Source organism: Micromonospora sp. PTRAS2 (assembly GCF_054052245.1).
The window spans coordinates 861,013-877,884 of record NZ_JBSWBU010000001.1; the positions used below are offsets into that span (position 1 = coordinate 861,013).

15 protein-coding genes and 1 tRNA gene are annotated in these 16,872 nt (G+C 75.9%); 6 read left to right on the top strand and 10 right to left on the bottom strand.

What is annotated here, in order from left to right:
* Window positions 1-8 precede the first annotated feature (8 nt).
* Window positions 9-455, bottom strand: a complete 447-nt coding sequence (locus ACVMYR_RS04140) for an imidazolonepropionase-like domain-containing protein (RefSeq protein ID WP_077935386.1) — start codon at window positions 453-455, stop codon at window positions 9-11.
* 1 nt (window position 456) lies between these two features.
* Entirely contained in the window at window positions 457-1,224 is a 768-nt protein-coding gene (locus tag ACVMYR_RS04145; RefSeq protein WP_077935385.1) for an SGNH/GDSL hydrolase family protein, read from the bottom strand.
* 218 nt (window positions 1,225-1,442) lie between these two features.
* Here ACVMYR_RS04145 and ACVMYR_RS04150 point away from each other — a divergent pair, with 218 nt between their 5' ends.
* The 4 genes from ACVMYR_RS04150 to ACVMYR_RS04165 all read left to right on the top strand — a co-directional run bounded on the left by ACVMYR_RS04150 (window position 1,443) and on the right by ACVMYR_RS04165 (window position 4,864).
* On the top strand, window positions 1,443-3,212 hold the full coding sequence (locus ACVMYR_RS04150) for a proline--tRNA ligase (protein ID WP_457121133.1): 1,770 nt from the start codon (window positions 1,443-1,445) through the stop codon (window positions 3,210-3,212).
* Between the two features lie 58 nt (window positions 3,213-3,270).
* A complete protein-coding gene (locus ACVMYR_RS04155) occupies window positions 3,271-3,696 on the top strand; it encodes a CBS domain-containing protein (protein ID WP_043961031.1) in 426 nt (141 codons plus the stop codon).
* A 92-nt stretch (window positions 3,697-3,788) separates the two neighbouring features.
* Complete coding sequence (locus ACVMYR_RS04160) at window positions 3,789-4,217, top strand: SufE family protein (RefSeq protein WP_077935383.1); 429 nt, start codon at window positions 3,789-3,791, stop codon at window positions 4,215-4,217.
* Window positions 4,218-4,237: 20 nt separating this feature from the next.
* Window positions 4,238-4,864, top strand: a complete 627-nt coding sequence (locus ACVMYR_RS04165; RefSeq protein WP_396789220.1) for a DsbA family protein — start codon at window positions 4,238-4,240, stop codon at window positions 4,862-4,864.
* 69 nt (window positions 4,865-4,933) lie between these two features.
* Here ACVMYR_RS04165 and ACVMYR_RS04170 read toward each other — a convergent pair whose 3' ends face one another.
* The 5 genes from ACVMYR_RS04170 to ACVMYR_RS04190 form a co-directional block, all read right to left on the bottom strand.
* On the bottom strand, window positions 4,934-5,494 hold the full coding sequence (locus ACVMYR_RS04170) for a YbaK/EbsC family protein (protein WP_457121134.1): 561 nt from the start codon (window positions 5,492-5,494) through the stop codon (window positions 4,934-4,936).
* 211 nt (window positions 5,495-5,705) lie between these two features.
* Complete coding sequence (locus ACVMYR_RS04175) at window positions 5,706-5,900, bottom strand: hypothetical protein (protein ID WP_074475710.1); 195 nt, start codon at window positions 5,898-5,900, stop codon at window positions 5,706-5,708.
* A gap of 37 nt (window positions 5,901-5,937) precedes the next feature.
* A complete protein-coding gene (locus tag ACVMYR_RS04180; RefSeq protein WP_457121135.1) occupies window positions 5,938-6,723 on the bottom strand; it encodes an SDR family oxidoreductase in 786 nt (261 codons plus the stop codon).
* A gap of 185 nt (window positions 6,724-6,908) precedes the next feature.
* Window positions 6,909-8,318, bottom strand: coding sequence for an MFS transporter (locus ACVMYR_RS04185; protein WP_396789344.1), 1,410 nt, complete (start codon window positions 8,316-8,318; stop codon window positions 6,909-6,911).
* A 281-nt stretch (window positions 8,319-8,599) separates the two neighbouring features.
* The gene (locus ACVMYR_RS04190) at window positions 8,600-8,860 is read right to left on the bottom strand and encodes a hypothetical protein (RefSeq protein WP_176734101.1); all 261 of its coding nucleotides are present in this window, start codon (window positions 8,858-8,860) and stop codon (window positions 8,600-8,602) included.
* 248 nt (window positions 8,861-9,108) lie between these two features.
* On the opposite strand from ACVMYR_RS04190, the gene ACVMYR_RS04195 reads away from it, so the two are divergent.
* Window positions 9,109-13,587, top strand: a complete 4,479-nt coding sequence (locus ACVMYR_RS04195) for an HAD-IC family P-type ATPase (protein ID WP_457121136.1) — start codon at window positions 9,109-9,111, stop codon at window positions 13,585-13,587.
* 90 nt (window positions 13,588-13,677) lie between these two features.
* On the opposite strand, the gene ACVMYR_RS04200 is transcribed toward ACVMYR_RS04195, so the two are convergent.
* Window positions 13,678-14,643: an L-threonylcarbamoyladenylate synthase gene (locus ACVMYR_RS04200; protein WP_229405847.1), complete on the bottom strand. Its 966-nt coding sequence runs from the start codon at window positions 14,641-14,643 to the stop codon at window positions 13,678-13,680.
* 103 nt (window positions 14,644-14,746) lie between these two features.
* Here ACVMYR_RS04200 and ACVMYR_RS04205 point away from each other — a divergent pair, with 103 nt between their 5' ends.
* A complete protein-coding gene (locus ACVMYR_RS04205; protein WP_457121137.1) occupies window positions 14,747-15,514 on the top strand; it encodes an HAD-IA family hydrolase in 768 nt (255 codons plus the stop codon).
* A 9-nt stretch (window positions 15,515-15,523) separates the two neighbouring features.
* Here ACVMYR_RS04205 and ACVMYR_RS04210 read toward each other — a convergent pair whose 3' ends face one another.
* Both ACVMYR_RS04210 and ACVMYR_RS04215 read right to left on the bottom strand, forming a co-directional pair.
* Window positions 15,524-16,681, bottom strand: a complete 1,158-nt coding sequence (locus ACVMYR_RS04210; RefSeq protein ID WP_396789216.1) for an erythromycin esterase family protein — start codon at window positions 16,679-16,681, stop codon at window positions 15,524-15,526.
* Between the two features lie 97 nt (window positions 16,682-16,778).
* Window positions 16,779-16,851: transfer RNA gene (locus tag ACVMYR_RS04215), tRNA-Ala, on the bottom strand.
* Window positions 16,852-16,872: the final 21 nt, after the last annotated feature.

A 16,872-nucleotide genomic window follows, 5' to 3' on the forward strand; every position in this document is an offset into this window, starting at 1 on the left:
GGTCGCGGTCAGGCGCGGCGGTGCACGAGGCGGCCGGCGACCACCGTGGCGACGCAGCTCCCGTCGTCGGCGAAGACAGCCAGGTCGGCCCGGCCGCCGACGACCAGCGCGGGCGGGCGCGCGGATGCCAGCAGCGCGACCCCGTTGCGGGCGGCGGCGGCCCGCAGCCCCGGGTCGGTCACCCGGTCGGCGAGCACCGCGGCGGCCCCGAGCCCGAACAGGGCGTGCACCCGTTCGCGCGGGGTGGGGGCGGACGGCAGCGGCCCGTCGTGCACCAGCGCCGGCCCGAGCACGCCGGGCCACCGACGCACCCGCACCCCCGGGTACGCGGCCGTCAGCTCGCCGGCCGGCGCCACCGCCTCGATCCGGTCCCCCGTCACCAGCACCGCCGTGTCGGCCACCGGCCGGTCGTCGAGGGTGCGCCGCAGCAGTGGCGCGGCGTGGATGGTCCGCACGTCAGTCGGCGACCGGGCCGAGCACCGGCCGCTTCGCCGTGACGGTGTCGCCGGACGAGCGGCCGGTGAGCCGGCGCTTGACCCACGGGGCCAGATGCCGGCCCGCCCAACGCAGGTCGGCGGCGCGGGCGGCCAGCCACGGCGTCGGCGCGGGGTGCGGCGGGACCAGCAGCCAGTCCTCGTCGCAGCCGACGCCGAGGGCGGTCAGCACCTGCCCGGCGACCCGCCGGTGCCCCGCCGCCGACAGGTGCAGCCGGTCGGTGCTCCACAGCATCGGGTTGAGGAAGGTGTCGTCGGCGTAGAGGTCGACCAGGATCGCGCCGTGCCGCTCGGCGGTCTCCCCGACGGCCCGGTTGAGCAGGTGCACCCGGGGCGCGACGAGCCGCTGCCCGGGCAGCCGGGCCATCACGTCGGCGAACCGGAACAGCAGCACGTCCGCGCCACCGGAACGGAGCTGCCGGACCACGTCGTCGAAGCGGGCCACCAGCGCGTCCGGGTCGAAGGTGCGGCGCAGCACGTCGTTGCCGCCGGCCGCGAAGCTGATCAGGTCGGGCTTCATCGACAGCGCGGCCGGCACCTGCTCGGCCACCACGTTGGGGAAGAGCCGACCCCGGATCGCCAGGTTCGCGTACTGGAAGTCGGGGCCGGCCTCGGCGGCGAGCCGGGTGGCCACCAGGTCCGCCCAGCCCCGGTAGGTGCCGTCCGGGTACGCGTCGTCCATGCCCTCGGTGAAGCTGTCCCCCACCGCCACGAAACTGCGCCAGCCCACCGAACCCTCCGCCTTGCCAGCAAGGAAGGGCCCCCTGTTAACGCATCCGGTTGTAAAGGGGCCCCTGCTTAACGTCAGACAGTCTGGCACCGGCCACCCCCGCGCATCGTCCTGGCACCGGGAACGTGAGGGAGTTCATCGACCGCGAGGACGCCTCCGGTCGGCCGCGCCGGTAAACCGCGTCGTCCGGCCGGTCACCGCGGCCGTACGCTGCGCTGATGTTGTTGCGCATGTCGACCCTGCTGCTGCGGACCCTGCGTGAGGACCCGGCGGACGCGGAGGTGCCGAGCCACCGGCTCCTGCTGCGCGCCGGCTACGTCCGTCGCGCCGCCCCGGGCGGCTACACCTGGCTGCCGCTGGGCAAGCTGGTGCTGGACCGGGTGACCGAGATCGTCCGGGGCGAGATGACCGCCATCGGCGACCAGGAGGTGCACTTCCCGGCGCTGCTGCCGGCCGAGCCCTACCGCACCAGCGGCCGGTGGGCCGAGTACGGCAACGACATCTTCACCCTCGCCGACCGCCGGGGCGCCGAGCACCTGCTCGCCCCGACCCACGAGGAGCTGGCCGCGCTGCTGGTGAAGGACCTGTTCACGTCCTACCGGGACTTCCCGGTGACGCTGTTCCAGGTGCAGACGAAGTTCCGCGACGAGGCCCGCCCCCGCGCCGGGCTGCTGCGCGGGCGCGAGTTCCTGATGAAGGACGCGTACTCGTTCGACCTGGACGACGCCGGGCTCCAGGCCGCCTACGACCGGCACCGCGAGGCGTACCGACACGTCTTCACCCGGCTCGGGCTGGACTTCACCGTGGTCCGCGCGACGTCCGGGGCGATGGGCGGGTCGGCGTCGGAGGAGTTCCTGGCCGCCACAAACGTCGGCGAGGACACCTTCGTCGGCTGCACCGCCTGCGACTACGCCGCCAACACCGAGGCGGTCGTCACCCGGCCCCCGGCGGCCGGCGACCCCGACGCGCAGCCGGCGTCGGCCGTGCACGACACCCCGGAGACGCCGACCATCGCCGCGCTGGTGGACCTGGCGAACACCCGCCGGCTCGCCGGCCGCGCCGACTGGACGGCCGCCGACACCCTGAAGAACGTCGTGCTGACCGTACGCCGGCCGGGCGCGGCCGAGGCCGAGCTGCTGGTGGTGGGGCTGCCCGGGGACCGCGAGGTGGACCTGAAGCGGCTCGGGGCGGCGCTCGCCCCGGCCACCGTGGCGGTCTTCGACGACTGGGCCGCCCACCCGGAGCTGGTACGCGGGTACATCGGGCCGCAGCGGCTGGCCGGGCTGGGCGTCCGCTACCTCGTCGCCCCCCGGGTGGTCCCCGGGACGGCCTGGCTGACCGGGGCCAACGAGCCGGGCCGGCACGCCACCGACGTGGTCTGCGGCCGGGACTTCACCCCGGACGGCACCGTCGAGGCGGCCGAGGTGCGGCCGGGCGACCCGTGCCCGGCGTGCGCCTCCGGCGCGCTGACGATGCGGCGCGGGATCGAGGTCGGGCACATCTTCCAGCTCGGCCGGCGCTACACCGACGCGTTCGCCGTCGACGTGCTCGGCCCGGCCGGCAAGCCGGTCCGCCCCACCATGGGCTGCTACGGCATCGGGGTGTCCCGGGCGGTCGCCTCGATCGCCGAGCAGCACCACGACGACCGGGGCCTGGTGTGGCCGGCGGCGGTCGCGCCGTGCGACGTACACCTGGTGGCGGCCGGGAAGGGGCCGCAGCTCGACGCGGCGCTGGAGCTGGGCGGACGCCTCGCCGCCGCCGGCCTGCGGGTGCTGGTCGACGACCGCACGCACGTCTCCGCCGGGGTGAAGTTCACCGACGCCGAGCTGATCGGTGTCCCGCGCGCCGTCGTGGTCGGTCGCCGTCTCGCCGACGGGTACGTCGAGCTGCGCGATCGCGCCACCGGCGAGCGGACCGAGCTGCCGCTGGCGGGGCTGGTGGACCGGCTGCGCGACGAGGCGCTGCGTGCCCGGGGCGATCTGGTGTAGCGGGCGGCGCACTGGGTACCGGTTACCGATCGGCACAGGTGTGTATTCGGAGGCTCCCATGACCGGTTACCGGGTCAGCGACGTGATGACGAGGCAGGTGGTCTACCTGCCCGCGGAGACCACCCTGGACGAGGCGGCCAGGGTGATGAAGGAGGCGGACATCGGCGACGTGGTGGTCACCGACGGCGCGAGCCTCGCCGGCATGCTGACCGACCGCGACATCGTGGTCCGGGCGGTGGCCGAGCGCAGCGATCCGGCGACCACCACGATCGGTTCGGTCATCACCCGCGAGGTGGTGATGATCGAGCAGCACGCGACCGCCGGGGAGGCGGCGTCGCTGATGCGGGAACGCGGCATCCGGCGCATCCTCGTGTGCGACGGCGAACGCAAGCTCGTCGGCATCGTCTCCCTCGGCGACCTGGCCATGCAGCTCGACCCCAATTCGGCGCTGAGCGACATCAGCGAGCAGGCCCCGACCGTGTGAAAGGAGGGGCCCCCTGTTAACGCCTCCGGTAGAGCAGGGGCCCCTTCTTAACCGTGCGGTTGACCGCGTCGACCCGTCGGTAGCCTGAACGGATGCCCGAGATGCCGACCAAGCTGGCCGAGATCGTCGACGAGTTCGCGGCAGCCCCCCGCGACGTGGTGCTGGAGATGCTGCTGGAATACGCCGACGTCATCCCGCCGCTGCCCGGGGAACTCGCCGGCCGGGAGGGCATGGAGCAGGTCCCCGAGTGCCAGACCGCGTTCTTCCTGCGCGCCGAGGTGAACCCGGACCGGACGGTGACCACCTGGTTCGATTGCCCGCCGGAGGCGCCGACGACGCGCGCCTTCGCCGGCATCCTCGCCGAGGGGTTGTCCGGGGCGAGCGCCGACGAGGTGCTCGCCGTACCGGACGACCTCTACCAGCGGATGGGGTTGGCGCAGGCGATCAGCCCGCTGCGGGTCCGGGGCGGCACGGCCATCCTGGCCCGGCTCAAGCGCCAGGTCCGGGAACAGATCTCCTGATCGACGGGTTGTCGCTGGTCATGGAGATCGAGATCTACGCCGACGTCGTCTGCCCCTGGTGCTGGATCGGCAAGCGCCGGCTCGAACAGGCACTGGAGTCGTACGGCGGTGAGGTGACCGTCCGGTACCGGCCGTTCCAGCTCGACCCGTCGCCGGTTTCCGAGCCGAAGCCGCTGGTGGAGGCGCTGGCCGCGAAGTTCGGCGGCCGGGAGCGGGCGGAGGGCATGTTCGCCCAGGTGACCCGGGTCGCCGCCGGCGTGGGGCTCGACATGCGCTTCGACCGCGCGGTGCACGCCAACACCTTCGAGGCGCACCGGCTGATCCGGTTCGCCGCCGAGCGGGGCCGCTCCGCCGAGCTGGTCGAGGCGCTCTACCGGGCGCACTTCGCCGACGGGGTCGACATCGGCGCGCGGGACGTCCTGGTCAAGCTGGCCGCCGGGGTCGGCCTGGACGAGGTCGAGGCCCGGGACTACCTGGAGTCGAACCTCGGCCGCCGCGAGGTGGCTGCCGACCTGACCACCGCGCGCGAGCTCGGTGTCTCCAGCGTGCCGACCTTCGTGCTGGCCGGGAAGTACGTCGTCACCGGCGCCCAGGAGCCGGAGACCCTGCTCGCCGCCCTGCGCGAGGTCGAGCAGCGCGAAGCCTGACGCGTCAGGGCCACGATCCGGACAGCCAACGATCAGCGTCGATCACGTTCCACGTGAAACGACATCGATCTACGCCGTGGGCTGGGCGGGCCTGGCCAGCCCTTCCACCACCCGCGCACCGGGGAGCGCGCCGAGCGTCGGTCCCGGCAGGGCGATCTTGCTGTGCCGCACGCCGGAGCCGACGATCACGTACGGAGCGGCGACCACCCGCGCGTCAACCAGGATCGGCCAGTCCCCGGGCAGCCCGATCGGGGTGATCCCGCCGTACTCCATGCCCGTCAGCTCCACCGCCTCGACCATCGGGGCGAAGCTCGCCTTGCGTACGTCCAGCGCCCTGCGGGCCACCCCGTTGACGTCGGCCCGGGTGGTGGCGAGGACGACGCAGGCGGCGTACCGGATCTCGCTCCCGCGCTTCCCGGCGATCACCACGCAGTTCGCCGACACCTCCAGTCCCACCCCGTACGCGGCGCAGAACTCGGCGGTGTCCGCGAGGCTCGCGTCGATCGGGGCGACCAGCACCTGGTCGACGTCCACCGGCGCGTCGACGGGCCACTGCCCGAGCGCGGCGGCCACCGGGGGTGCCAGCAGGTCCGGTCGGCTCCGGGCGGGCTCGGTCTTCAGCGTTCCCATCACGGCTGCGATCCTCGCACCCCCGGACGCCGCCCGCTCGCGGGACGCCCACCGCAGGTGGCCGGGCCCACGCCCAGGCGAGGCCGGACCGACGTCGCCGGTGTTACCACCTCGGGGCCGGCCCAGCCCCGTGCCCGGGCCGGCCCCGAGGTGCGTCCCCCGCCCCGCCGGGGGAGTCGTCCGGCCCCGTCCCGTGGGGACCGGTGCCGGGTCAGCCGTTCGCGACGAACGGGTTCTCCCGGACGAACGTCCGGTCCTGCGCGGCGGCGACCTCCTGGGAGCGCAGCAGGCCGGGCCGGCGGGCCTCCAGGTCTTCGAGGGCGTGCCGTACGGCGAGCCGGATCACCCCGTAGAGGAAGACGAAGCCGGCGACGTAGAGGATCACGGTGGAGACGAGGACCAACATGGCGTCACGGTAGGCAGACGTCGAACGGGGGGACTTCTCATCTACGGTCGGTTCCCCCGTACGTGGCGGCGAGGTGGTCCGCCCAGGTTCGGGTGCCCGTCACAGTCGCGGCGGTGGTGAGGCCGCCCGCGCGCAGGGCCCGCCCGAGCCGCCCCGGCAGGCGCACCGGCAGCAGCGGGCGGCGGGAGCGCCGGGCGGCACGCCAGGCGTACGCCGCCTCGTCGAAGCGGAGCACCTGCGGGCCGCCGTACTCCTCGATGTCGCCCAGCGGCCCGGCGGAAAGCCGCGCGGAGAGCCGGGCCGCCACCTCGCCGGGGTCTACCGGCTGGACGAGCAGCGCCCGGTCCCCGATCACGGGGCCGAGTCGACCGGACATGGTGAGCAGGCGGTCGAGGAACGGGTGGAACTGGGTGGCCCGCAGCACCGACCAGGGCACCGGGCCCTCGGCGATCACCCGCTCGGCCGCCAGCTTGTGCCGGTAGTAGGGGAACGGCACCCGGTCCACCCCGACGATGGAGACGTGCACCAGGTGGCCGACCCCGGCCCGCCCGGCGGCGACGGCCAGCTGGCGGGTGCCGAGGACGTCCACCTGGTGGGTACGCCGCCCGCCCCCAGGCAGTGAGGCCAGGTGCAGGACGGCCTCCACGCCGGTCACCGCCTCGGCGAGGCCCGCCCCGGTGGCGAGGTCCACCACCGTCCACTCGACCTCCGCTCCGGTGCGGGGCCGCCGGCTCGCCGCCCGCACGGCGAACCCGTCGGCATGCAGCCGGGGCAGCACGACCCGCCCGAGACCGCCCGTGGCCCCGGTGACCAGCACCTTCATGTCCATCTCCCTCCCGACGCCCCCGGGTGGGGTCGTCCACCGACCCGACGAGCCGGCCCGCCGGCTCGTGACCGGACCCGCGCCGCGACGCCAGGCCGAAGCGCTGGTCCGGGCCACCGGGTCGGGCGCCGGGCCGCAACGCTCGGCCGGGCCACCAGGCCGGACCGCCGGGCCGGCCGGCGATCTCACTGCGGGGAGCGCGGGGCCAACGCCGCCCGTCCCGCCGGCACCACCCGGCCGGCGAGCAGGACGCCCAGCCCGGCCAGGGCGGCCGCCAGGACCAGGGTCACCGCGTAGCTCGACCGGCCGGGGGTGGTGCCCGCCGCGAGCACCGCGCCGGTCAACGCCAGCACGGTCGCCGCGAAGAGCGAGTCGCCCAGTTGCAGGGAGGAGCTGTTGCGGCCCTGCTCGCCGGGGGCGGACAGCTCCAGGGTGAGCACCGACAGCGACGGGTAGAGCAGCCCCATCCCGAGCCCGGCGGCGGCCCAGCCGAGCACGCACACCGGCAGCGGCACCGCCGGCCACACCGCGAGCGCCACCGTGGCGGTCCCGCCGGTGATGCAGGCGAGCCCGGCGCGGACCAGCGTGGCGGAGGACCGGGGCGCAAGCCGGTCCCGCAGCCCGGCCAGGAAACCGCGCCGGGTCGCCGGCGCGGTGCCCGGCACTGCGGCGCCGGGCGCGGGCAGCCGGCCCTGCAACCAGGACCCGGCCGACCAGGAGAGCGCGCCGACGGTCAGGACCAGGCCCGCGCCGGTCGGCGTGAGCCCGCGCTCCCGGGACAGCATCAGCGGGATCACCACCTCGGCACCGGCGAACGCGGCCGAGGCCAGCCCCCGCAGCCCCACCACCGTGGGCAGGCCCCGGCCGGCCCGCAGGAAGCCGGCCGGCAGCAGCCGCGGGGCGCAGCAGAACAGGCCCGCGAGCGCGGCACCGACCAGGCCGACCGCGAGCACGCCGCGCTGCTGCCCCCCGTAGTGCAGCAGTGCGGCGCTCGCCCCCGCCCCGAAGGCCCAGCCGACCCGGGCCGCCGCGCCGGTCGACGGCCGGACGGCGGCGGACGGCGCGAGGCTGCGCAGGCCCGGCTGGACGAGCAGCAGCGCCGGCACCGCCACCGCCGGCACCGCCAGGAAGACCCACCGCCAGCCGAGGTACTCGACGACCAGCCCGGCGATCGCCGGGCCGACCAGCGACGGGATGACCCACGCGGCCGCGAACGCGGCGAAGATCCGCCGGTGCAGCGCCTCCGGGTACGCCCGCCCCACCACCACGTAGAGGGCCACCGACAGCAGGCCCGAGCCGAAGCCCTGCACCATCCGGCCCGCCACGAGCACGCCCATCGTCGACGCGGAGCCGGCGACGAGCAGCCCGGCCACGAACCAGCCCACCCCGTGCCACACGGGTGCCCGGGGGCCCCGCGCGTCGCACCACACCCCGGAGACGACCATCCCCACCACGCCGGAGGCGAAGGCCCCGCCGAACGCGAGCCCGTAGAGGGACAGCCCGTCGAGGCTGCGGGCGACGGTGGGCATGGCGGTGCCGACGGCCAACGCCTCGAAGGCCAGCAGCGACACCAGTGCCACCACGCCCACCGTCATGGCGCGCAGCGCGGGGGCGAACAGGTGCCCCGGGGCGGCCGGGGGCGCGACGGCGGTCACCGCCGACCGGCCGTGCGGAAGACCCACGCCGGTGGCGCAACCGGGGGCTTCCGCCGCCGCCCGCCGGCCGGGCGTTCCCGGCTCACCTCGATCCTCAGCAGTTCGATCAGCATGCGCCCAGCCTGCGACCTCAACCCGGATTCAGGTCAAGCCGGACGTGACCGGGCTCTCACCCCGCGCGATCGGGCCTCATCCACCCCTGCTCGACGCGCCGCAGAGGATCAGGCGGACTCCAGCGCCTCGCCGACCCCCCTCGCCAGCCCGGACAGGTGCTGGTCGGCGAGCAGGTGCCCGGCGGTGATGACCAGCGCGAGCGGCCACTCGATGACCTGGAGCGCGGCGAGCACCCCGAGGCCCGCGTAGTAGGCCACCTTGTCGGGCGGCGGCACGGCAACCTCGCCCAGCATCGGCACCTCCACCCGGCGGCTGTACGTCCGCACCATCTCGTGCGCCCCGCTGAGGTGTCGCGTGATCGTGCTCATCCCGGCCTCCCCTGTGTCGTCCGCGCTGGCCATGACCCGAGCCGCGTTCCACCGTCGGCCCCGTCCATGCCAGCGACGGAGGAACTTCTCCGGCAACCGCCGAGAAATTCCCGGACGAAGAGGGCATGACGCCCGAGCGGGCGGGAAGTCAGCCCGCCGGGACCGAGCGTGGGAGGCGAGATGGCGTACGGCGGGAGCTGCGGCGGCACGGGGAAAGCCGGCCGGCGGCGCTCCGGCCGTACCGCTCGATGACCTCGCTGGGCCGGCTCGCCGGCCGCCTCCTGCCGTCGGTGACGATGCCCCTGGTCGGCGACGTGTCCCGGACGGTGCCGCACCTGGTGGGCGACGCCTCCCGCAGCGTCGGCGTCGCCGCGACCCGGCTGGCCCGGTCGGCCGGCCTGACCAGTCGCCGGGTCTGGTCCCGGCCGGGTCGGCACCACATCGAGGTGCACGGCGTCGGCCAGGACGGCGGCGACCGGCTCGCCCGCCAGGTGGAACGCACGCTGGAACGGCTGCCCGGGGTGACCTGGGCCCGGGTGAACGCGGCCTCCGGCCGCGTGGTCGTGGCCGTCGAGGAACCGGAACCGAAACTGCGCGACCTCATCACCACGATCGCCCGCTGCGAACGCACCTGCGACCACGAGCCCGACCCGGAGATCCCGCCCCCGCACCCGCCCGAGGACGGGCCGCGCACCCCCCGCACCCTCGGTGCGCTCGCCTCGGACGCGCTCGGCCTGACCATCTCGGCGGCCACCCGGATCCTGCCGTTCACCCCGGTCCCGGGCGAGGTGTCCGGCCTGCTCACCGCCGTCGACCTGCACCCCAGGCTGCACGCCCTCGCCGGCCGGGGACTGCGCGCCGACCCCCGCGCCGACATCCTCTTCCCGCTCGCCGAGGCGGTCGTGCAGGGCCTCACCGGCGGCTGGGCCGGGATCGTGCTGGACGGCGCGCAGCGCGTCGTGCAGTGGGGCGAGGCCCGCGCCCAGCTCACGGCCTGGTCGAAGGCGGAGCCCCGGCTCACCGGCGACCCGGACCGGGCCGTCGCCCGGGTCCCGACGGCGCAACGCCCGAACCCGAAGCCGGACGGTCCCGCCGAACGCTTCGTCGCCCGGATGCTGGCGGCGGGCGCGGCGGCCGGCGCGGCGGCGATCCCGGTGGTCGGGGGCAAGCGGGCCGCCGCGCTCGGGCTCTCCAGCCTGTCCAAGGCACCGGGCAGCGGCCGTGAGGGGTACGCCGCCCAACTCGGTCGCATGCTCGCCCGGCGCGGCGTGATCGCCATGGACCGCAGCGTGCTGCGGGAACTCGACCGGATCGACACGGTGGTGCTGGACGCCGCCGTGCTCGGCTCGCAGCGGGCGGTCCTCGCCGACCTAGCCCCGCTGTCCGGGGCGGACACCGGGCAGGTGGCCGCCCGCGCCTTCGCGCTGTTCGACCCGGCCGCCCCCGGCCAGGTGCAGCAGGCCGACGGGTGGCGGCTCGGCCCGCTGGAAGACATCGGCGCGACCGACCCGGGCGACACCGACGACAGCCGGCGGCTGCGCTCCGGCGGCGGCACGCTGCTCGGCCTCGCCGAGGCGGACCGCCTCGTCGCGCTGCTCCGGGTCGAACCGGAGCCCGCCCCCGGCGTGGACGCCCTGCCCACCGCCACCCGGCAGGCCGGCCTTCGGCTGGTGGTCGCCGGCGACGACGACGGCCGGTACGCCTTCGCCGACGCCGTCCTTCCCGGCGGCCCACGGACCGTCGACACCGTGCGTCAGTTGCAGCGCGACGGCGCGGTGGTGCTGCTGCTCTCCGCCGACCGGACGGCGCTGGGGGCGTCCGACTGCGGGCTCGGGGTGGCCGGGCCCGACGAGCTGCCGCCGTGGGGGGCGCACCTGCTGGTGGGCACCGACCTGCGGGTCGCCGCCCTGATCATCGAGGCGGCGGGGGTGGCCCGCCGGATGACCGCGCAGAACATCCGGCTGTCACTGGCCGGCACCGGGCTGGGGGCGCTCGGCGCGTTCACCGCCGACCCCCGGCAGCTGCCGGGCCGGACGCTGGCCGCCGTGAACGGGGCCGCCGCGCTGGCCTTCCTGCACGGGGTGTGGCGGGCGGGCCGGCTGCCGGACCGGACGGACACCGCGCCGCCGGCCCCGACGGCGTGGCACCTGATGCCGACCGACGCGGTGCTGCGCCAGCTCGACACCGGCCCCGACGGGCTCGACGACGCCGAGGCGCAACGCCGCCTGGTCGGCCGCACCGGGGACACGCCGGGCCCGTCCGGGCTGCTCCGCGCGTTCGTCGACGAGCTGGCCAACCCGCTCACCCCCGTACTCGCCGCCGGTGCGGTGCTCTCCGCGAGCTTCGGCTCGCTGGTCGACGCGGCCCTCGTCGGCGGGGTGGTCGGCGGGTCCGCGCTGGTCGGGGCCGTCCACCAGCGCAACACCGAACGGTCGCTGGCCGAGCTGCTGTCCCGTTCGGCGGTCACCGCCCTGGTCCGTCGCGGCGGCACGGAACGGACCGTCGCCGCCGAGGAACTGGTCAGCGGGGACGTGATCGTCCTCGGGCCCGGCGACGCCGTGCCGGCGGACTGCCGGGTGCTCGCCACCGACGGGTTGGAGGCCGACGAGTCGTCGCTGACCGGCGAGTCGCTGCCGGTGGGCAAGTCCGCCGACCCGGTGGTCGCCGCCGCCGTCGCCGACCGCCACTCCATGCTGTACGAGGGCACCACCATCGCCACCGGCCACGGCACCGCCGTCGTCGTCGCCACCGGCGCGGACACCGAGGCGGGACGCAGCCTGGCGCTGGCCCGGCAGTCGCCCCCGGCCAGCGGCGTGGAGGCCCGGCTCGGCAAGCTCACCAGGTCGGCCGTCCCGTTGGCCGCCGGGTCGGCGGTGGCGGTGGCCGGGGCGGGGCTGCTGCGCGGCGTACCCCTGGCGGAGACGGCGGCGACCGCCGCGAACCTGGCGGTGGCGTCGGTGCCGGAGGGCCTGCCGTTCCTGGTCAGCGCGGCCCAGCTCGCCGCCGCCCGGCGGCTGGCCGAGCACGGCGCGCTGGTCCGCAACCCGCGCACCATCGAGGCGCTGGGCCGCGTCGACGTGCTGTGCTTCGACAAGACCGGCACCCTCACCGAGGGCAAGTTGCTGCTCGCCGGCGTCGGCGACGGCAGCGGCACCCGGTACGCCGCGCCGGAGGGGCTGGACGGTGCGCTGCGACGGACCCTGGCCGCCGCGCTGCGCGCCACCCCGGCCGGCGACCCGGACGAGCTGCCCCAGCAGACCGACCGGGCGGTACGCCGGGGCGCGGCGGCGGCCGGGGTCGACGAGCGGACCGGCGCCGACGGCTGGCAGGCGGCGGGCGGCCTGCCGTTCGAGCCGTCGCGGGGCTACCACGCCACCGTCGGCCGGGCCGGCGGCGGGCTGCTGCTCAGTGTCAAGGGCGCCCCGGAGACGGTGGTGCCCCGCTGCGCGGCCCGGCGCACCGCCGACGGGCACGACCGGCCGCTGGACGACGCCGGCCGGGCCGAGCTGCACCGGATGCTCGCCGAGCGGGCCGGCGCAGGGCACCGCGTCCTGGCCGTCGCCGAGCGTCCCGTCACCGCCGAGACCGTGACCGACGACGACGTGACGGGCCTCGTCTTCGTCGGCCTGCTGGCGATCGCCGACGGGGTACGCGAGTCCGCCGCACCCGCCGTGCGCCGGATCCGGCAGGCCGGCGTGCACACCATCATGATCACCGGGGACCATCCGGCGACGGCCGAGGCGATCGCCGCCACCATCAGCCCCGACCACGGCGAGCAGCGGGTGGCCACCGCCACCGAGCTGGACCGCCTCGACGACGACGCGCTCGCCGAACGGCTGACCAGCATTGACGTGGTGGCCCGCTGCACCCCGGCCCACAAGGTACGCATCATCCAGGCGTTGCAGCGCAACGGGCGGACCGTGGCGATGACCGGCGACGGGGCCAACGACGCCCCGGCGATCCGACTCGCCGACGTCGGCATCGCCCTCGGCCAGCGGGGCACCCCCGCCGCCCGCGCCGCCGCCGACCTGGTGGTCACCGACGACCGGCTGGAGACCATCATCGCCACCCTCGTCGAGGGTCGGGCCATGTGGTCGTCCGTCCGACACGCGCTGAGCATCCTCGTCGGCGGCAACCTCGGCGAGATCGCGTTCAGCGTGCTCAGCGCCGCCAGCACCGGCCGGTCGGCGCTCAACGGGCGGCAGCTGCTCCTGGTCAACCTGCTCACCGACCTGGCACCGGCGCTGGCCATCGCCGTCCGGCCACCCGCCGACGGCCACGCCGACCACCTGCTGCGGGAGGGCCCGGACAGCTCGCTCGGCGAGACGCTGACCCGGGAGATAGCGCTGCGGGCGGCGTCCACCACGCTGGGCGCGACGGTGGGCTGGACGCTCGCCCGTTACACGGGGCGACAACGGCGGGCCGGTACGGTCGCGCTCGCCTCGCTCGTCGGCACCCAGCTCGGGCAGACCGTGTTGGCCGGCGGCACCAGCCCCACGGTGCTCGTGTCGACCGCCGCCTCCGTCGGGGCGCTGGTGCTCGTGGTGCAGACGCCGGGGGTCAGCCAGTTCTTCGGCTGCACCCCGCTCGGGCCGGTCGGCTGGAGCATCGCGGCGGGCTCGGCGCTCGGCGCGACCCTGGCCAACGGCACCCTCACCCGCCTGCTGAGTAAGGAAGGGCCCCTTGTTAACGCCTCCGGTAGAGAAGGGTCCCCTTCTCACACCTGAACCGCAGCGCGCACGGGCGGGCGGGGCGGGCGGGGCGGGCGGGCCGGGCGGGGGCGGGCCGGGGCCGGGGCCGGGGGCGGACCGACCGCGTCAGGCGTCCGACCGCCAGGTCGCCGCCGCCCGGCCCAGCCGGTCGTTGACCGCCCGCCCCACCCCGACGTCCGGCACCCGCTCCGCGACGATCTCCGTGACCCCGGCCGCGTCGAGTCGATGCAGCGCGTCGAAGAGCCGGGCCGCCGCCACCGTCAGGTCACCCCCGGGCGACAGCACCTCGACCGCGGCCCAGTCGCCGCCCGCCGGTCGTTCCCGGAAGGCCAGGAGGCCCCGCCGGGTGCCGTCGCCGGCCGCCGGCTCCGCCCCACCTGCCACCCGCAACGGGGTACGCGGGGCGTAGTGCGCGGCCAGCGTCCCGGGTGCCACCGGCTGGCCGGAACTGCCCGGGCGTACGGTCACCGGACCCACCGCCTCGACCAGGGTCTCCACCGGCAGCGCGCCGAGCCGCAGCACCACCGGCCGCCCGCCCCGGGCGTCCACGATGGTCGACTCGATGCCGCAGCGGGTCGGCCCGCCGTCGAGCACCACGTCGACCGCGCCGCCCAGCCCCGCCACCACGTGCTCGGCCCGGGTGGGGCTGAGCTGCCCGAACCGGTTGGCGCTCGGCGCGGCCACCGGCACCCCCGCCGCCGCGATCAGCGCCCGCGCGGACGCCTCGTCCGGCACCCGCACGGCCATCGTCTCCAGCCCCGAGGTGACGATCGGCGGGATGGCGGCGGGACGGTCCACGATCAGCGTCAGCGGCCCCGGCCAGAACCGCTCGGCCAGCGCCGCCACCGCCTCGGGCACGGGCCCCACCAGCCCGGCCAGGTCGGCCGCGTCGGCGAGGTGGGTGATCAGCGGGTCGAAGCTCGGCCGCTGCTTCGCCTCGAAGATCCGGGCCGCCGCGCGGGCGTCGAGGGCGTTCGCGCCCAGCCCGTAGACGGTCTCGGTGGGGAACGCCACCAGCCCCCCGGCCCGCAGGACCGAGGCAGCCTCGGCGATGCCGCTCTCGACGGGCAGGACGCGCGGAGATCCGGTGCTCACCCCCCGACGCTAACCTGCCCGTCCCGGGCGCACCGGCTCGCCCCTTCTCCTCTCCCCACCGGTACGAGAGGATGCGGGCATGCTCCGGACACCGCGTGCGCTCCTGCTCGACTTCGGCGGGGTCCTCGCGGACGCGCCACCGCAGCCACCGAACCCGCCCGAGCTGGTGCAACGGCTGTTCCGGCTCGTCGGCGGCGCGGTCCCCGCCGAGCAGATCGCCCGCGACCTGACGGCCGGCGCCCAGGCGTACGGGCGGTGGCGGGACGAGGAGAGCGCCGGGGAGCACCCCGTCGAGCTGGGCCACCAGCAGGTGTGGGCCAGGTTCGTCACCGGCGGCTGGCCGGCCCCGGCCCGGGCCGCCGTCGACCGGGAGGCAACCCCGCTGGCGTACGCGTGGACCTGGCACCAGCAGTGGGCCGTGCGCCCCGGCATCCCCGACGCCCTCGCCGCCGCCACCCGCGCCGGCCTCCCGCTCGCGGTCGTCAGCAACACCACCTGCGGTGCCGCCCCACGCGACTTCCTGGCCGCCGCCGGCCTCGGCACACTGTTCACCGCGCAGCTCTACAGCGACGAGGCGGGCGTGCGTAAGCCGAACCCTGAGCTGGCCCGGCTCGCCGCCCAGGCGCTCGGCGTGCCGGTCGCCGACTGCTGGTTCGTCGGCGACAGCCGGCACCGCGACGTCGCCTGCGCCCGCCGCGCCGGAGCCGGGGCGGCGGTGCTGATGTGCTCACCGCGCACCGACCGCGAGGAGCCCCTGCCCGCGCTCGCCCCGGACGCCGTGGTCGAGGACGGCCACGGCCTGCTCGCGCTGCTCCGCGACGCCGGAGTCAGCGCCCCGGTCGGCTGACCAGCACCGTCATTCGTTCCGACGACCGGGCACGTCGCGCTCCGTGGCCGCCGAAAGTGGACGAACCGCGCTGATCGTGGGGACGACCGCAACGACGTCGAAACTGTCGCGGGGCGAGGGCAGGTCGAGGTAGTGCCTCTCGTCCTGCCCAGGGTCGTACACGCCGGAGACCACCCGGGTCCGCGCAGGTCGACCGAGCAGCGGCGCGACCTCGGTGGCAGCCGGCGAACGCAGGTCCACGATCCGCACGCCGCCCGCACCACCGGCCAGCAGCGCCCCTTCCAGCGAGTTCGGGCTGGGCTCGGGCAGGTCCATCCCCGGGATCCGCCCCCGGCCGAACGTGAGATGGACGGCGGCGTACCTGTCGGCGAGGGCAGCCCGAAGATGAGCGCCCAGCATCACCCCTCGGTGTGCGGCGACGTGCGCGCTGCCCTCCCAGAGGACGATGCGTTCGCCCGTCCGACGCTGATGCGCCACGAGCCGATCGGCGGCGGAACGCTCCTCCCGGGCCACGTCGTGCCCCACACCGATGGCGTTGGCGTGGTGTTCCACGATCGCGTCGAGCATCAGCAGCACCTCGTCGCGATCGGGGCCGCCGTCGAGTGCGAGGACCAGATCGCGGGCGGTTCGGGCGAGGTCGACGAACGGCGTACCCGGGTGGGTGCCGTGTGCACGTTGGACGTGTTCGCCACTGTCGTGGGCGGTACGGATGACGTCGAACAGCTCCCCCACCCGCCTTGCCGTCGGCGCGTCCAGCCGGGCGAGCAGCTCCACGGCGCGGTGGTAGTCGGCGGGCAGCACCCGCGACCCGCCGACAGCGATGACCCGCACCGGATCCGTCCGCCGCTGGTTGTGCCGGCGCAGCCAGCCGAGCGCCGCGCGCATCTCGGTCGTCCGCCACGGGCCCCACGCCTGGCCGAGCACCCCGTCGAGATCGATGTCCGCGCCCCGGACGAACTCGTCGTACAGCTCGCCGACCCGCTGGTTGTCGAGCACCGCGACGACCCGGAACCCGCGACGGATCAGGGCGCGGGTCGTGTGTTCGACAAGGCCGAAGAGTTCGTGCGCCGCGCGGGTGGAGGTGCCCAACCCCACGACCGTAGCCGCGTCGACGAGGGAGGAAAGCTGCTGTCCGGCCCGCTGGAGATCGTCTGCCTGTTCGCTCATGTGACGAACCATCACAGTTGAACGTGCGTTGAGGTCAAGCCTGCGAACCTCGGGCCGGTGAGCAGTCACGGCTACCACAACGCTGCACGACTTTGAGTGGAGCCCAGGGGACTCGAACCCCTAACCCCTGCCTTGCAAAGGCAGTGCTCTGCCAGTTGAGCTAGGGCCCCGAAGGCGGGCGGAACCGCCCG

What these genes read in the sequence shown, in the direction of transcription:
- ACVMYR_RS04160 (WP_077935383.1), top strand. Translation starts at nt 3,789, where the DNA reads ATGCCCGAGATGCCGACCAAGCTGGCCGAGATCGTCGACGAGTTCGCG.
- ACVMYR_RS04180 (WP_457121135.1), bottom strand. Translation starts at nt 6,723, where the DNA reads ATGAAGGTGCTGGTCACCGGGGCCACGGGCGGTCTCGGGCGGGTCGTG.
- ACVMYR_RS04175 (WP_074475710.1), bottom strand. Translation starts at nt 5,900, where the DNA reads ATGTTGGTCCTCGTCTCCACCGTGATCCTCTACGTCGCCGGCTTCGTC.
- ACVMYR_RS04190 (WP_176734101.1), bottom strand. Translation starts at nt 8,860, where the DNA reads ATGAGCACGATCACGCGACACCTCAGCGGGGCGCACGAGATGGTGCGG.
- ACVMYR_RS04205 (WP_457121137.1), top strand. Translation starts at nt 14,747, where the DNA reads ATGCTCCGGACACCGCGTGCGCTCCTGCTCGACTTCGGCGGGGTCCTC.
- ACVMYR_RS04185 (WP_396789344.1), bottom strand. Translation starts at nt 8,318, where the DNA reads ATGACGGTGGGCGTGGTGGCACTGGTGTCGCTGCTGGCCTTCGAGGCG.
- ACVMYR_RS04195 (WP_457121136.1), top strand. Translation starts at nt 9,109, where the DNA reads ATGACCTCGCTGGGCCGGCTCGCCGGCCGCCTCCTGCCGTCGGTGACG.
- ACVMYR_RS04155 (WP_043961031.1), top strand. Translation starts at nt 3,271, where the DNA reads ATGACCGGTTACCGGGTCAGCGACGTGATGACGAGGCAGGTGGTCTAC.
- ACVMYR_RS04165 (WP_396789220.1), top strand. Translation starts at nt 4,238, where the DNA reads ATGGAGATCGAGATCTACGCCGACGTCGTCTGCCCCTGGTGCTGGATC.
- ACVMYR_RS04170 (WP_457121134.1), bottom strand. Translation starts at nt 5,494, where the DNA reads ATGGGAACGCTGAAGACCGAGCCCGCCCGGAGCCGACCGGACCTGCTG.
- ACVMYR_RS04150 (WP_457121133.1), top strand. Translation starts at nt 1,443, where the DNA reads ATGTTGTTGCGCATGTCGACCCTGCTGCTGCGGACCCTGCGTGAGGAC.
- ACVMYR_RS04210 (WP_396789216.1), bottom strand. Translation starts at nt 16,681, where the DNA reads ATGAGCGAACAGGCAGACGATCTCCAGCGGGCCGGACAGCAGCTTTCC.